This window comes from Methylobacterium sp. C25, assembly GCF_021352225.1.
GTDB lineage: Bacteria > Pseudomonadota > Alphaproteobacteria > Rhizobiales > Beijerinckiaceae > Methylobacterium.
The window spans coordinates 361,115-374,900 of record NZ_JAAUVI010000003.1 but is presented as its reverse complement, the minus strand read 5'-3'; the positions used below and the strand labels follow the sequence as shown (position 1 = coordinate 374,900).

At 69.0% G+C, this 13,786-nt stretch carries 16 protein-coding genes; 5 read left to right on the top strand and 11 right to left on the bottom strand.

Annotated elements, in window-relative coordinates:
* Positions 1 to 45: 45 nt before the first annotated feature.
* Positions 46 to 897, top strand: a complete 852-nt coding sequence (locus HCU64_RS11670; protein ID WP_233384051.1) for a DUF6456 domain-containing protein — start codon at positions 46 to 48, stop codon at positions 895 to 897.
* Between the two features lie 22 nt (positions 898 to 919).
* On the opposite strand, the gene fhuF is transcribed toward HCU64_RS11670, so the two are convergent.
* From fhuF to HCU64_RS11655, 3 genes are all read right to left on the bottom strand, one after another.
* Positions 920 to 1,639 carry a siderophore-iron reductase FhuF gene (gene fhuF, locus HCU64_RS11665; RefSeq protein WP_233384050.1) on the bottom strand — a complete coding sequence of 240 codons (720 nt, stop codon included), beginning with the start codon at positions 1,637 to 1,639 and terminating at the stop codon, positions 920 to 922.
* The gene (locus HCU64_RS11660) at positions 1,636 to 2,868 is read right to left on the bottom strand and encodes an MFS transporter (RefSeq protein ID WP_233384049.1); all 1,233 of its coding nucleotides are present in this window, start codon (positions 2,866 to 2,868) and stop codon (positions 1,636 to 1,638) included. The genes fhuF and HCU64_RS11660 overlap by 4 nt, the downstream gene beginning before the upstream one ends.
* Before the next feature lie 169 nt (positions 2,869 to 3,037).
* Positions 3,038 to 3,979: an alginate O-acetyltransferase AlgX-related protein gene (locus tag HCU64_RS11655; RefSeq protein ID WP_233384048.1), complete on the bottom strand. Its 942-nt coding sequence runs from the start codon at positions 3,977 to 3,979 to the stop codon at positions 3,038 to 3,040.
* 118 nt (positions 3,980 to 4,097) lie between these two features.
* Between HCU64_RS11655 and HCU64_RS11650 the strand changes: the two genes are divergently transcribed.
* The 3 genes from HCU64_RS11650 to HCU64_RS11640 all read left to right on the top strand — a co-directional run bounded on the left by HCU64_RS11650 (position 4,098) and on the right by HCU64_RS11640 (position 5,825).
* The gene (locus tag HCU64_RS11650; protein ID WP_233384047.1) at positions 4,098 to 4,619 is read left to right on the top strand and encodes a 2'-5' RNA ligase family protein; all 522 of its coding nucleotides are present in this window, start codon (positions 4,098 to 4,100) and stop codon (positions 4,617 to 4,619) included.
* A gap of 8 nt (positions 4,620 to 4,627) precedes the next feature.
* Positions 4,628 to 5,383 carry a phosphatase PAP2 family protein gene (locus HCU64_RS11645; protein ID WP_233384283.1) on the top strand — a complete coding sequence of 252 codons (756 nt, stop codon included), beginning with the start codon at positions 4,628 to 4,630 and terminating at the stop codon, positions 5,381 to 5,383.
* Positions 5,384 to 5,495: 112 nt separating this feature from the next.
* The gene (locus HCU64_RS11640; protein ID WP_233384046.1) at positions 5,496 to 5,825 is read left to right on the top strand and encodes a PilZ domain-containing protein; all 330 of its coding nucleotides are present in this window, start codon (positions 5,496 to 5,498) and stop codon (positions 5,823 to 5,825) included.
* A 7-nt stretch (positions 5,826 to 5,832) separates the two neighbouring features.
* Here HCU64_RS11640 and mnmE read toward each other — a convergent pair whose 3' ends face one another.
* The 6 genes from mnmE to HCU64_RS11610 form a co-directional block, all read right to left on the bottom strand.
* A complete protein-coding gene (gene mnmE / locus HCU64_RS11635; RefSeq protein ID WP_233384044.1) occupies positions 5,833 to 7,167 on the bottom strand; it encodes a tRNA uridine-5-carboxymethylaminomethyl(34) synthesis GTPase MnmE in 1,335 nt (444 codons plus the stop codon).
* A gap of 177 nt (positions 7,168 to 7,344) precedes the next feature.
* A complete protein-coding gene (gene rho / locus HCU64_RS11630) occupies positions 7,345 to 8,688 on the bottom strand; it encodes a transcription termination factor Rho (protein WP_233384043.1) in 1,344 nt (447 codons plus the stop codon).
* A 254-nt stretch (positions 8,689 to 8,942) separates the two neighbouring features.
* Entirely contained in the window at positions 8,943 to 9,143 is a 201-nt protein-coding gene (locus HCU64_RS11625; RefSeq protein ID WP_233384042.1) for a hypothetical protein, read from the bottom strand.
* A gap of 266 nt (positions 9,144 to 9,409) precedes the next feature.
* Entirely contained in the window at positions 9,410 to 10,075 is a 666-nt protein-coding gene (locus HCU64_RS11620; RefSeq protein WP_233384041.1) for a Smr/MutS family protein, read from the bottom strand.
* Between the two features lie 8 nt (positions 10,076 to 10,083).
* Positions 10,084 to 11,289, bottom strand: coding sequence for a murein transglycosylase A (gene mltA, locus HCU64_RS11615; RefSeq protein ID WP_233384040.1), 1,206 nt, complete (start codon positions 11,287 to 11,289; stop codon positions 10,084 to 10,086).
* A 16-nt stretch (positions 11,290 to 11,305) separates the two neighbouring features.
* On the bottom strand, positions 11,306 to 12,025 hold the full coding sequence (locus tag HCU64_RS11610; RefSeq protein WP_233384039.1) for a Tim44/TimA family putative adaptor protein: 720 nt from the start codon (positions 12,023 to 12,025) through the stop codon (positions 11,306 to 11,308).
* Positions 12,026 to 12,445: 420 nt separating this feature from the next.
* Between HCU64_RS11610 and secB the strand changes: the two genes are divergently transcribed.
* Positions 12,446 to 12,952, top strand: coding sequence for a protein-export chaperone SecB (secB, locus tag HCU64_RS11605; protein WP_233384038.1), 507 nt, complete (start codon positions 12,446 to 12,448; stop codon positions 12,950 to 12,952).
* A 47-nt stretch (positions 12,953 to 12,999) separates the two neighbouring features.
* Here the strand turns inward: secB and HCU64_RS11600 are convergent, their stop codons facing one another.
* Entirely contained in the window at positions 13,000 to 13,212 is a 213-nt protein-coding gene (locus tag HCU64_RS11600) for a hypothetical protein (protein WP_233384037.1), read from the bottom strand.
* A 132-nt stretch (positions 13,213 to 13,344) separates the two neighbouring features.
* Positions 13,345 to 13,728, bottom strand: coding sequence for a response regulator (locus HCU64_RS11595; protein WP_147044648.1), 384 nt, complete (start codon positions 13,726 to 13,728; stop codon positions 13,345 to 13,347).
* Positions 13,729 to 13,786: the final 58 nt, after the last annotated feature.

Genomic DNA, 13,786 nt, shown 5'->3' with positions numbered 1-13,786 from the left:
GTATCTTCCTCGTCTGAACGAGGCAGTCTCGCGTTGGAACATATCATGAACATAGCTCGTCATCACAGGCTCTCCGTGGCGCAGGCGCGGCCGGTCGATGTTTCGGCTTCGCTCGGGCGGGTGGGCGAGCGGCTGCTCGGCCAGCTTGCCGAGACGGGGGCCTACGCTCTGGCGGACCCGATCGATCCTGGCATGCTGATCCTGCGGGGCGGGGGTGATGGCGTCTCGTTGGCGCGCGGGCGCTGCCCGGTCGGGTCCGGAGAGACGCTGCTCCGCGCGGGGCTCGCCGAGCGCGAAGGCAAATGCGGGCAGCGGCTTGTTCTCAGCGATGCGGGCCGGGCGCGGCTGCGGCGCAAGGATCGAGCGGGCGACGTGGCTTTTCTCGCGCAGCATCTCGATCTCGTCGTCGACCGCGTGGGCGAGGCGCCGGTGTTGCGAGACGCGTCGGAATCCCCGCTAGCCTGGATGGCGCGTCGTCGCGGCCGCGACGGCGCGCCGTTGATCGATGCGGCTGCGTTCGAGGCGGGCGAGCGCCTGCGCCGCGACCTCACCCTGGCGGCGGTGCTTCCGCAGATCGGCCCCGACTGGTCCAGGGTGAAGGTCGATGGCGGGGGCCCACGCGACCCGGCCGCTTCTTCCGACCGCCGGGTCGCGGCCAAGGAGCGGGTCGACCGGGCGCTCATGGCTGTGGGCGCGGATCTCTCGGGGTTGCTGATCGACCTGTGCGGCTTTCTTAAAGGGCTGGAGCAGATCGAATCCGAGCGAAGCTGGCCGGCCCGCTCAGCCAAGGTCGTGGCCCGCATCGCGCTCGGCCGGCTCGCCGAGCATTACGGGCTCTGCCGGGAGGCAGTGGGGCCGGACCGGAGTCGCTCACGAGCCTGGCGCACGGGACGCTGACGGCCTGATCAACCTTGCCTGATCAATCCTTGCCGCATTGCAGTGGGCAAAGGGAGCCACAGGACGCGATGCCGGGCAAGCGCTGCCGCAGGCAGCAGACGCGTCGTCGCGCGCAGCCGGAGGCTCCTGGGCACAGGGCCCGGGAGAGGGGGCTTCCGGCAGCGGCGGGGGCGCCGGCCCATCCGAGGCAGCAGGCGAGGTCGGCGGAGGCTGTCGCGGCTTCCTCCCCGAGTTCGCGGGCAACATAGTCGAAAATGACCGCGGCATTGCCCCAGAGCACCTTGGGCGCGACGCCGCATTGTGCGCAGCAGAGTTCGACGAAGGGACGCAGGTGATCGTCCAACAGACCGGACAGGCCCTGCGCTGGCGCGTCGTCGGACCGAGGCGCTGCGCCGAAGGCATCTGGAGGCACGATCAGGCGGACGGGGCGGCCGGCCTCGTCGCATTCGAGGCTCGTCGCTTCGAAGGCGAGGGGCAGGGGGCGGCCGAGACGCAGCAGCGCGGTCAGCGCAGGTGTGGCGAGCACGGCGAAGTAGAACTGGCTCCAATAGGACACCAGGGCACGCCGGTCGGTCGTGTCGAGGTCGAGCCCCTTGCTGAAACGGTTCAGTAGGGCATCGAAGACGCCTGGGTTGCGCAACGTGGTCAGCCCCAGTGCGCCCGGGCCGCCGGGGCCGGTCGAGACGCCGCCGCGATAGGCGCCAAGCGAATCGGGGACGCGCTCGGCAATCTCCGCGATCATGAGCGCTCCGCGCGATCGGCCTGCAGCGTCCGGCGGATCGCAGCGATGAGCCAGGCGGCTGAGGCGGCGTAGAGAGGCAGGGCGGCCGTGAAATAGGCCGGCCAGCCGAGGCCGCCGGCCAGGGCCGGGGCGGCGACCCGCGGCGGCATCGCCGCGAAGAAGGCCGCTCCGAACAGCAGCGCGTAGTCGGTGGCCGGCTGAGGACCCTGGGCCCAGCGGTAGATCATCTTGAACACCGGCACGCCCATCAGCCCCGCGCAGACGAAGTTGCCGACGGTCGCGGTCACAGCGAGCCATGTCGTGCCGGTGGCACAGGCTGCAGCCATGGCGCTGCCGGTGACGAGGACGCCGAAGGCGCCGACGACGAGCATCCGCACCGTGCCGAACCGCGCCGCGAGGCCGCCCGCCACCACGGCCATGACCAGATTGACCGCGGGAAACACCGTGCCGGTTAGGAGGCCGACCTGCGAAAGCGGCACGCCGAGATCGAGGAGTGCCAGGGTATTCGGCCCCGAGAGGAGATAGGTCGCTGCGAAATAGGCGCCGAGCACCAGGATCCGCATGCCGACCGCCCGCAACCGCGCCAGGGAGCCGGCGAAACGCTCGGGCCGGCCGCCGGCCCCCCGCAGGCGACCTTCGGGATAGAACAGGATCGGCAGCAGGCAGAGGACGTCCAGGGCCGCGCAGGCCAGAACGGCGCCTCGCCACCCGATGGATTCATAGGCCCCGACCAGGACACCGATGCCGAGGATGCCGCCGAGTGAGGCTCCGCAGAGCTTGGCCGAGGCGACGAAGGTGCGCTGCTCGGCCGGCACGGTTTCGACGACGAGGGCCTCGAGCGCGATGTCCATGGTGGCAACGCAGGCACAGGTCGCGACGGCCAGAGCGAGCAGGGCCGGAAGCGGCCAATGCTCGCCGAAGCTCAGGCCGGCCAGCAGGGCCACCGTCATGGCCTGCGCGGCGACGATCCAGCCTGTCCAATGATGGAGGATTGGCAGGCGGATCCTGTCGAGGACGGCGGCCCACAGGAAGGTCAGCCCCACCGGAAGGTTGATGAGCTGCAGGAGGCCTATCTCGGCCAGCTCCATGCCCCTGGCGCGCAGGATCAGTGGCGCGCCGCCCGAGAGGAAGCCGAGTGTGGCGCCGAAGGTGACATAGAGGCAGAAGAACGGCGCGAGGGCGCGGATCGCAGGCAGGCGGCCGGCGCGGATCTCGGCTTGCGTGGCCACGGCTCCGCTCATCGCGCCGGCCCTGTGACACGGTCCCGATCGAGCCGGCGATCGTTGGAGCGGTCGCAGTTTAGAATAGAACTAATCCATTGACTCTGTTGAGTTTTCACTGACTACTCAACTGCCGTCGAAGGAGCAAGGCGCCGCCGCTGTCGCATGCGGGCGAGGCTCATTCCGCGGCGACCGCCTCTCCCGGAACAAGAAGGTCGGCCGGAGCCTGATCGGCCGCCTCGACGTCGAAATCGTCCACGGGGATGCGCACCATGAAGCGCTCGGCCATCTCGAACATCAGGATGTCCGGCCGCACGCGTGCGACATGGGTCCAGTCGATGCTCGACGACCAGATGAAGTGAAGCTCAGCAAAGCTCTCGGCGAGGAAACCGGTGAGAAGGGTGCAGGTGAACTGCGCACAGGAATCCCCGAACAGCATCACGGTGCGCGGATCGGCCTCTGGCGATGTGTTCCGGTAGATGACGTGGGCGCCGACATGCAGCTCGTTGATGCGGCCGGCGGCCTCGTAGGCCTCGACCCGCGGGCTCGCCCAGGCGCGCACGGCGTTGCGGTCGAGCGTCCAGTGCGTGACCGTCTCGGAGGGCGGATCGGGCAACTTCTCGCCGAGGTCCCAGAGTCCCTCGGTGGTGAAGCGCGGCCGGCTGGCGACGTCGGAGAGGGGGATCGCGCCGCAGGCCCGCATCAGGGCGCGGTAGGCGATATGGCAGCCCTCGTAGGTCCAGTGCGTATCCGTCCGGCGGTAGAGTTCCGCCTCGTCGCGCGCCGCGCGCAACGGAGCGACGAGGTCGACGAAGCCGGCGAGCCCCATGACGCGACGGGCGAGCCGGCGGGCCGGAGAGCGGGCGGGGTCGTAGCGCAGGCCGTCGGTACGGTCGTCGTAGATCGAGAGCTTTTCGGGTACGATCGTCTGGACGCAGCGGATGCCGAGCGCCTGCGCTCGGGCGCTGCGCTGTCGGATCAGCCGGGTCCAAGACCGGATCCGCAAGAAGTGCCAGGACAGGCGCCGGTACTGGATCAGGACGGAGTTGGTGCCGCCGATCAGGAAGAGCCATCCGTCGCGGCCGACATGGACGGTTGTGGCGGGATCGGGAACCTGCATCAGGGGTGTCTAGACCATTTTCGCGCCAGGGCGATTCCCGCCTTCCGGCATCGGCGAGGCAGGCCGTTTGCGACCAGCCAGTGGAACTGCGGGACTGCCGCGCCATTTCGACGAGATCATGCCCGAACCGATCCCGCCCCTGATCCTGACGCTCCAGATGGAGGAGGATACCTTCGTGCGGTTCGAGGGGCTTCGCCGCCGGCATTTTCCCGAGTCACTGAACAAGATTCCAGCCCACGTGACGCTGTTCCATGCGCTGCCGGGCGAGGAGGAGGCCGGCATCACCGAGACGATCGACAGGTTTGCCCGCGCAATGCAGCCGGTGGACGTCGCAGTAACGGGCTTGCGGTTCACCGGCCGCGGCGTCGCCTTCGAACTCGATTGTGAGGCGCTCTCGGCGTTTCGCGACCGCCTTGCAACGGCCTTCGCACCCTGGCTGACGCCGCAGGACCGGCAGGGCTGGCGCCCGCATGTGACGGTTCAGAACAAGGTCGAGCCGGTAACGGCGCGCACCCTCCAGGCCGATCTGGAGCGGGACTTCGCGCCGTTCCGGTTCACGGCTTCGGGTGTCCTGCTGTGGCGCTATCTCGGCGGACCCTGGGAGCCACGCGCTGCTTTGCTGTTCGGCGGGAGCCGCTAGCCATGAGCATGCTCGACGTCGCGCGGCGCAGAGGCGCGCCGATCGCCGGTGGCGCCAGTCGGATCTGGCTCAGGCTCTATCTCAACGAGGTCGGGCCACTGGTCTCGCTGCTTGCGCTCAGCCTGCTCGGCTACGGCTTCTTTGCCCTGGCGCACGAGGTCGGCGAGGGCTCGACGGCCGCCCTGGACCGCCGGCTCCTGCTCGCTCTGCGCAATCCGGCCGATCTCGCCGATCCCATCGGGCCGCGCTGGCTCGAGGAATCGATGCGCGACATCACCGGCTGGGGCAGCGTGGTGACGATCGTGTTCCTCACCGCCAGCGTCTGCGCCTATCTCGCGTTGACGCAGCGCCGGCGCGTCGCCGCCTTCGTCCTGGCGGCGGTAGGGGGCGGGGAGGGCGTCTCGACGATCCTGAAGCTTTTCTATCACCGGCCGCGGCCGGACCTTGTCCCGCACGGCATGGAGGTGTTCACGGCGAGCTTTCCGTCGGGCCATGCCATGATGTCGGCCATCGCCTACCTCACGCTCGGCATCCTGCTCGCCCGCGTCGAGCGGCGTCGCCGGGTGAGTGCCATGATCATGGTCCTGGCCATCACCATGACTCTGCTGGTGGGACTGAGCCGGGTCTATCTCGGCGTGCATTGGCCGAGCGACGTCCTGGCCGGCTGGACCGTCGGCGCCGCCTGGGCCGCCCTGTGCTGGTTCGTCGCGCTGCAGTTGCAACGCCGTGGCGACGTCGAGCCGACGGGCCCGGCCGCGGCGTGACCGTCCCAGGCCGTCAACCTTAATGAAGAGTAAAGATTGGCCCGTGGCAGCTTTTGCTATTCGATTGCATTAACGAAGCGCAGTGCAACCGGTTGTTCAAAAGGTTCTTCCCGTGAGCGAGCGTCGGCAAGCCCGGAGAGGACGGGTCTATCTCGGCGGACGGATCGTCCATCGGCGCATCCGCTCCGAGACGAACTGCGTGCTCCGCGACATGTCGCCCGGAGGCGCGCGGCTCGCCGTGAGCCAGGCAGTGCCGCTTCCCGCCTCCTTCGATCTCGTCGTCGATGCTCACGAGATGACGCGCGCGGTGGAGTTGATCTGGCGCAAGGGTGACGAGGCCGGTGTCCGTTTCGCAGCGAGGAGCGGCAGCCCCGAGGCCCCTTCGCAAGGCCGGGTCGCGGTGGCGATCGAACGCCGCAGTGGAGACCGTCGTCTCCACTGAGTTCGCGCTACTTCCCGATACAGAATCCGGCAAAGAGCCGGTCGAGCATCTCCTCGACGCCGACATGGCCGACGACGGTGCCGAGCGCACGCACCGCGAGGCGCAGATCCTCGGCGACGAGCTCTGGCGCGGTTGCGACACCCGCCGCGACGCGATCGAGGTGATCGCAGGCTCGCGTGAGAGCCTCGCGGTGGCGCTCGCGCGTGACGAGGGCATCGCCGCCGCCGAGCGAGGCTTCGGCTACGGTGCGGATGGCGTCGAGCAGGGCATCGAGGCCGGCGCCGCTCACGGCGGAGACGCCGAGTGCGCCGGTCTCCATGGCGGGTCCGAGGTCGATCTTGGTGCGAACGGCGATGCCGCGCGGCGCGACCGCCTCGGAATCGGCCGCCCCGTCGGCTGGCACGAGGTGGAGTACCAGATCGGCATCCTTCATCCGGCGCCGCGTTCGGCGAATGCCCTCCGTTTCCACCGGATCGTTCGTCTCGCGCAGGCCCGCGGTGTCGACGAGCACCACAGGCAGGCCGCCGAGATCGCAGCGAACCTCGATGGCGTCGCGGGTGGTGCCGGGGATGTCGGAGACGATCGCAGCCTCGCGGCCGGCGAGTGCATTGAGCAGCGTCGATTTTCCGGCATTCGGCGGCCCGGCCAGGACCACGAAGAAGCCCTCCCGTAGCCGCTCGCCGCGCCGCCCGTCACCGAGTGCAGTTCGAATGCCCTCCGCCAGCGCGCGCGCATCCTGTGCGAGACCGGCTTCCAGGCCCTCCTCGTCGACATCACCCTCGTCGGCGAAGTCGAGAGCGGCCTCGGTGCGGGCGTAGAGGTCGATCGCCGACAGGCGCCAGGCTTCGACCTGTCGGCCCAGTGCGCCGTCGAGCTGGCGAAGGGCCTGCCGGCGCTGGGCTTCGGTCTCGGCATCGACCAGGTCGGCGATGCCTTCGGCCTGGGTGAGGTCGAGCCGGCCGTTGAAGGCGGCGCGCCGCGAGAAATCGCCAGGGCCGGCGGCTTGACAGCCGGGGAACCGCGCGAGCGCCCCCAGCACGGCATGGCGTACGGCGAGGCCGCCATGGATGTGGAGCTCAGCCATGTCCTCGCCGGTGAAGGTGGCCGGCGCCGGCATGAAGACAACGAGGCCGCGGTCGAGAATTTCGCCGGTCTGAGGATCGCGCAGGGCGCGCAGCGACAGCCGCCGCGGCTCGGGCAGGGTCCCGCCGATCGCTTCGAGCAGGCGCGCGCAGGCCGGTCCGCTGATCCGGATGACCGAGACAGCCGCTCGGCCGAAGCCGCTGGCGGGGGCGAAGATGGTGGGCTCGGAGGGGGGAGGTGTGTGAGAGGAGCCTGCCAAGGTGCATCTCCAGGTCGGCACGCCCGCCTCGACCAAAGCCCTCGTCCTGCCCGCCTAGCGGGCGCGGAAGACGGCAACAGGGATCTCGATGGCTTCTGGAGCCCTCCTTCGAGGCCTCCGCTTCGCCGCGGCACCTAAGGATGAGGGCGCGGGTGGGAGCGGCGCTTGGCCGCCCCGTCAGGTGTTCATCGAGTCGAAGAAGTCGCCGTTGGTCTTGGTCTGGCGCAGTTTGTCGAGCAGGAACTCGATCGCGTCGGTGACGCCCATCGGGTTGAGGATGCGGCGCAGCACATAGGTCTTCTTGAGCGCGTCGGCCGGGACCAGCAGCTCTTCCTTGCGGGTGCCGGAGCGGGTGATGTCGATCGCCGGGAAGATGCGCTTGTCCGAGACCTTGCGGTCCAGGATGATTTCCGAGTTACCGGTGCCCTTGAACTCCTCGAAGATCACCTCGTCCATGCGCGAGCCGGTATCGATGAGCGCCGTGGCGATGATCGAGAGCGAGCCGCCCTCCTCGATGTTGCGGGCCGCACCGAAGAAGCGCTTCGGGCGCTGCAGGGCGTTGGCGTCGACACCGCCGGTCAGCACCTTGCCGGAGGATGGCACCACCGTGTTGTAGGCGCGGCCGAGGCGGGTGATCGAATCGAGCAGGATGACGACGTCGCGGCCATGCTCGACGAGGCGCTTGGCCTTCTCGATCACCATCTCGGCGACCTGCACGTGGCGGGTGGCCGGCTCGTCGAAGGTCGAGGCGATGACCTCGCCCTTCACCGAGCGGATCATGTCGGTGACCTCTTCCGGGCGCTCGTCGATGAGCAGCACGATGAGATAGCACTCGGGATGGTTGAGGGTGATCGACTGCGCGATGTTCTGCATCAGCACGGTCTTGCCGGTGCGCGGCGGTGCGACGATCAGCGCGCGCTGGCCCTTACCGATCGGCGCGACGATGTCGATGATGCGGGGCGAGAAGTCCTTCTTCGGCGGAGCATCGAGCTCCAGCTTGAAGCGCTGCGTCGGGAAGAGCGGCGTCAGGTTGTCGAAGTGGACCTTGTGCTTGATCTTCTCCGGGTTCTCGAAGTTGATCGTGTTGACCTTGAGCAGCGCGAAGTAGCGCTCGCCGTCCTTCGGCCCGCGGATCGGGCCTTCAACGGTGTCGCCGGTGCGCAGGCCGAAGCGGCGGATCTGCAGGGGCGAGATGTAGATGTCGTCCGGGCCGGGCAGGTAGTTCGATTCCGACGAGCGCAGGAAGCCGAAGCCGTCCTGAAGCACCTCGACGGTGCCGGCGCCGATGATCTCGGTTTCCCTGGCAGCGAGCTGCTTCAGGATCGCGAACATCAGCTCCTGCTTGCGCATGGTCGAGGCGTTCTCTACCTCGACTTCCTCGGCGAAGGTGATCAGCTCGGTCGGCGATTTCGCCTTGAGATCCTGGAGCTTGACCTCGCGGCGGACCTCGGTCTCGGCGGCTGCGGCAGGTGCCTCGACGGGCTCGTCCGTGGAAACCGGAGCGTCGTTCTGTGACGTCATGGGGAGAATTCGAACCGACGGAGTGCGGGGAGAGGAAGGTGGGTGGGGAGGATTTCGTTCGAGCCGGGCGCGGGGAGAGCGCCACAGGTCGGATCGTCATCGCCGGAAGCGATCGGCCCGCGCATCGTCTTGTATGGACCTCGGGGGCCCCGGATGCAGCGCGACTACGATCGGAAAGCGAGCGTGCTTAGCGCGTTTCGATGCGTGGCTCAAGGCCGTGATGCATCGATATCCCTCGGCTGTCGTGGAGGCCCTCATCCCGGATGGGCGTAGGTGACGTCGAGCATCCCGTCCGGCAATCGGATCGGCATGCAGGAGAGCCGGGGGTAGCTCGCTTGCCGCCACGGTACGAGCCCGTCGCTGCGCAGCCAGCCAGACCGACCGTCGCGGAGCAACACGCCGACATAGCCGCGGACGCGGCGCGGCGGATCGGGCGCGATGACCGGCTCCTCCAATGTGCCGAGCTGGCTGCGTCTGCGCGGGGCTCGGCGAGGGCGAGGAGGGGTGCCGCAGGGGCCGCTTTTCGGGATGGGGCCGCCATCATGCAGCGATGGCCTTCGAGAAATTCGAGCTCCCGCGCCGGCGCCGGAGCTGAGGCGATGCCGACCAGAGGCAGGACGATCGCAATTCGCTTTGCTGTTGCGCGTCCCATCGTCCCTCCAGCCGAACCTTCAGGTCCAACGCCGCTCGTGCGAGCCATGACGCCAGTCGCGCGGTGTCGTCAGCGCCGCCGCAGGCGAACGTAGAGGGCGCCAGCGCCGCCATGATGACGGGCCGCCTCTTCGAAGCCGAGAACGATGGTCCGCAATTCGCCACCGCGCAGCCAATGCGGCACGGAGCGGCGAAGCACACCGCGTTCCGAGAACGTACCCTCGGCGGCCGCATCGCCGCCCTTGCCGGTCACGACGAGGACACGGGCATGGCCGGCCTGGCGCGAGCGCAGCAGGAAGCTGACCAGCGCCGCGTGGGCATCCGCCTGGTAGAGGCCGTGCAGATCGATACGGGCGTCGATCGCCAGCGTACCGCGGCGAAGACCCATGCGCTCGCGGCGCTCCAGCCCCGGAGCCTTCGGTGCCGCGGTCAGCTTGAAGGGTTGCGGTGGCGGGCTCGCCGGTGCTGGCGTCAGGTCGGCAAGCTTCACCGGTCGATGCGATACCAGCTTCACTGCCTTGGCCGCTGGCGGCACCGGTCTTGCCGGCTCGACGGCCTTGGCAGCGACGGGAAGACCGGCGCGGGTCCTCTCGGCCTTGGCGGGAGCTGCCGGCACCGCCGGCACGTCGGGTTTCGGCCTGGCGCGGCCGCGCAGGGGCGTGATCAGCTTGGCGATCTCGCTCCAGAGGCGCGCCTCTTCGCCCGAGAGGGTGCGTGGTCGTCGAGGACGTCGCATCGGGCGGCTCAGCGCGCATCCGCCGAGGCCGGCGGCGAAGCCGGCTTCGGGAGCAGGACGACGAAGCTGATCGCGTGGCGCAGGTTGCCCGCGGCGGCACCCGCGGCATCCCCCGTGCCCAGATAGAGATCACCACGGGCCGGGCCGACGATCGCGGAGCCGGTATCCTGCGCCACCACGAGGCGTCCGTTCTGGCCGGCATCGGGCGAAAGCTGTCCGTCGAGCCAGAACGGCAGACCGTAGCGCCATAGCGTCGCATCGACGGCGAGGCTGCGTCCGGGCGTCAGCGGCACGCCGGCACCGCCCGGCGGACCGAGGGCGACGTCCGTCGCCTCCTCGACCTTGAAGAAGACATAGGCCGCGTTGGTGCGCATCAGCCGGCGGGCCTCGGTCGGATGCGCACGCAGCCACCCGGCCCAGCGCGCGAAGGTCAGCCCTTCGAGGGGCAGGTGGCCCTCGGTCACGATCGTCTTGACGACCGAGCTGTAGGGCCGGCCGTTCTTGCCGTCGTAGCGCACGCGCAGGCTGCGCCCGTCCGGCAGCCGCACCCTTCCCGAACCCTGCACCTGCAACACGAACAGGTCGACCGGGTCGCGCAGCCAGAGCACGGGCCTGGCCCGATCGCCGAGCGCGCCATCCTCGATCGCGGCACGATCGGGATAGGGCTCGAGGCCGGTCGGCGTCCTACGGGCGAAGCGGAGGGACGGATCGAGGCCCGGCGGAGTCTGGCCAGGCTCGACGGCGACGAGATCGTCCGGCCGGCCAAGGGCCGCGGCGGTGAAGCCAGGACCGGGAACGAGGGAGGCAGCGAGTTCCGGCTCGAAATACCCGGTGAGGAACCCGGCGCGCCGCTCGGATTCGATGACGCGCGCCGGCCGGGTGACGCGATAGGCCGTGAAGGCGGATTCGAAGAAGGCGCGGGCCTTCTCGCGCGGGACGGTGCGGGCGGCGTCGCAGGCCGCGGTGAGATCGACCATCGAGCCGTGAACGCTGGCCAGCTGGCTGAGGCCGGCGCGCGGCGCGTTGCAGGTCAGGCGGAAGGTATCCAGCGCGGCGGCATGATCCTCCGCCTCGAAGCCGGGAAGGCTCGTCAGCGCAATCGGTTCGAGCACGGCCTCGCCGACGCGAAGCGGCTCGGCCGCCTGGGCCGAAAAGACGAGGAGGGCGGCAGCTGCCGCGATCGCGGCGAGGAATGAGGGCCTGGATGCGGCCATGGCTCGCGCAATCGGATCAGCTGCCGGCTTCGGTGGCGACGAGCTGCCAGTTCGGATCGCGGCTGCCGAGCGTGCGGGCGAAGGTCCAGACGTCCGGCACCTCGACCACCGTCTCGGCGCTGCCATCCACGACCTTGCCGTCCGCGTCACGCGTCGCGGTGATGAGGTTCGACAGGAAGCGCACGGTGATCTGCGCCACCCGGTTCTTCACGTCGACGGCGACGATCTCGGCCTTGTCGATCGAGACGAAGGTGGTCTCGGAGGTTTCCTTGCGCTGCTCGCGCTCGCTGATCGCGCGCTCGAAGCCTTCGGCGACTTCGCGCGAGAGCAGGCTGCGCAGGGTCTTGCGATCACCCTTGTTGAAGGCCAGCACGATGGCCTCGTAGGCCTGTTTGGCACCCTCGACGAAGCCGCGCGGATCGAAACCCGACTCGAGCTGGAGCACCTGTTCGAGCCCGCTCGCCACTGGAGAACCGGGCTCGGCGATGCCCCGCCAATCCCGCGCCGGCGCAGCAGCGGGTGCGGTGGCGGCCTGCGCGCGGTCAGCACCCGGCAGGCGCACGACGTTGTCGCTCTCGCTGCGGCCGGCCGGCGGCTCGGTCCGGTTTCGCTCGACCGGGCGGAACGGCGAGCGCTCGGCCCCGGTCTTCTGGCCCAGCACCGAACGCAGCCGCCAGATCACGAAGACTGCGAGCGCCAGGAAGATGATCGTCGTAACGTCGAAGGAATCCTGCATCACCGATCCGGATCGTGGTCACCACACGAACGTGTTGGTCACGGACGTGCTCTGGTCGCGAGGCGTAGCGAACCATCCCGCCATCCGCCCTTTAGCCGAGCCTCGCGCAAGGATCGAGCCGCCAGTCCGCGGATCGGTGTCGAGGGCACGCGCGTTTCGACACGCGGATATGGGGTGAGATGGCGGGTGGTTCCAGTCGGAACCGGGCCGCGATCTGGCAAGCGCGGAGCGCATGCCGGCCGCATCGGCGGGAGGTTCGCCAGGTTGCGCCTCACCAGCACATGGAAGACGAGGGCCGTCTGCTTGTTCGTGCTCTGCGGGCATGTTAGCGCGCTCGCGCCGCGATGATCGGGTCCTGAGCCGCGACGCGAAGCCGGGCCGGGCGTCGATGCCCGACAAACACCAGGAAGGAGACACGTCATGGCCGATACTTCGGCACCGAACGGCGGCGCGCCGCAGTCCGAAGACCTCGCGCCGGCGATCAACGCCCTCGCGCAATACGCCAAGGACCTCTCCTTCGAGAATCCGCTGTCGCCGCGCTCGCCGCAGGCGCAGGACGGCGGACCGCAGATCAGCATTCAGGTCAACGTCAACGCGCAGCAGCTCGCGGAGCAGGATTTCGAGGTCGTGCTGACGCTCGAGGGCGACGCGAAGGTGAAGACCGAGGTGCTGTTCGCCTTCGAGCTGAAATATGCCGGCGTGTTCCGCATGCAGAACATCCCGCAGGACCAGATCCATCCCGCTGTGATGATCGAGTGCCCGCGCTTGCTGTTCCCGTTCGCCCGCCAGATCATCGCCGACGCGGTGCGCAACGGCGGCTTCCCGCCGCTCTACATCGATCCGATCGATTTCGTCGGCCTCTACCGCCAGAAGGCAGCCGAGGCGCAGGGCGCCGCCGCCGAGACCAGCGGTCCGCTGTCGTCCTGATCGGAGACTGCCCTCGGCCGTCACGGTCGGGGGCATCGCCCGTCCCGTCAGCCCGCCGCGGTCTCGCGTTCGAGACGGCGGCGCAGGCGTGTCGCGCCGTAGACCTCGGCCAGGCGCTGGCGCGCGGCGTGGATCGGAGCCGCCTGACGCTCGGCGCGGGCGGCGGCGATGACCAGCAGGGTCGTCGCTATGGAATGCTGAAGGCGTCCCTGTGCGAGGACGTCGCCGGGCGCGGCCGGTATCGTATCGACATGTGCCATGGTCAGCCCCTCGAGCGCTTATGGCTCCGCCGCTCTCTGGTGGAGTGGTCGGAGCCATATTCGCGGCCCGATTGTCGCGATCAAGGCAGCTTGGCCGTATCGGCGACGGAAGATGAGGCTGCAGAAGGCCGATCAGGCGCCGCAAACGGCTTCGATCTTGCTCTTCAGGGTGGCCGCGTTGAACGGCTTGACGATGTAGTTGTTCACGCCGGCCTTCTTGGCGGCGATGACGTTCTCGGTCTTGGACTCGGCCGTGACCATGATGAACGGCGTGGTGCGCAGGCCCTCGTCAGCGCGAACATGACGCAGCAATTCGTAGCCGGTCATGGGTTCCATGTTCCAGTCGGAGATCACGAGCCCGTACTTGCGGGTCTTGAGCCGGCCGAGCGCCGCGGTGCCGTCCGAGGCGTCGTCGACGTCCTCGAAGCCGAGCTGCTTCAGCAGGTTGCGGATGATGCGGACCATCGTCTGATAATCGTCGACGACGAGGATCGGCATGCCGAGGTCGAGGGCCATGGAAGGACTGCTCCGGGGGCGGGGCCGGTGCCGTTATGCGGCCCCGTGATCGGTCGCA

Excerpts from the sequence above, each read along its gene's own strand:
- secB (WP_233384038.1), top strand. The coding sequence starts at position 12,446 with ATGGCCGATACTTCGGCACCGAACGGCGGCGCGCCGCAGTCCGAAGAC.
- HCU64_RS11620 (WP_233384041.1), bottom strand. The coding sequence starts at position 10,075 with ATGCGACGTCCTCGACGACCACGCACCCTCTCGGGCGAAGAGGCGCGC.
- HCU64_RS11610 (WP_233384039.1), bottom strand. The coding sequence starts at position 12,025 with ATGCAGGATTCCTTCGACGTTACGACGATCATCTTCCTGGCGCTCGCA.
- fhuF (WP_233384050.1), bottom strand. The coding sequence starts at position 1,639 with ATGATCGCGGAGATTGCCGAGCGCGTCCCCGATTCGCTTGGCGCCTAT.
- rho (WP_233384043.1), bottom strand. The coding sequence starts at position 8,688 with ATGACGTCACAGAACGACGCTCCGGTTTCCACGGACGAGCCCGTCGAG.
- HCU64_RS11670 (WP_233384051.1), top strand. The coding sequence starts at position 46 with ATGAACATAGCTCGTCATCACAGGCTCTCCGTGGCGCAGGCGCGGCCG.
- HCU64_RS11650 (WP_233384047.1), top strand. The coding sequence starts at position 4,098 with ATGCCCGAACCGATCCCGCCCCTGATCCTGACGCTCCAGATGGAGGAG.
- HCU64_RS11600 (WP_233384037.1), bottom strand. The coding sequence starts at position 13,212 with ATGGCACATGTCGATACGATACCGGCCGCGCCCGGCGACGTCCTCGCA.
- HCU64_RS11655 (WP_233384048.1), bottom strand. The coding sequence starts at position 3,979 with ATGCAGGTTCCCGATCCCGCCACAACCGTCCATGTCGGCCGCGACGGA.
- mltA (WP_233384040.1), bottom strand. The coding sequence starts at position 11,289 with ATGGCCGCATCCAGGCCCTCATTCCTCGCCGCGATCGCGGCAGCTGCC.
- HCU64_RS11645 (WP_233384283.1), top strand. The coding sequence starts at position 4,628 with ATGCTCGACGTCGCGCGGCGCAGAGGCGCGCCGATCGCCGGTGGCGCC.
- HCU64_RS11595 (WP_147044648.1), bottom strand. The coding sequence starts at position 13,728 with ATGGCCCTCGACCTCGGCATGCCGATCCTCGTCGTCGACGATTATCAG.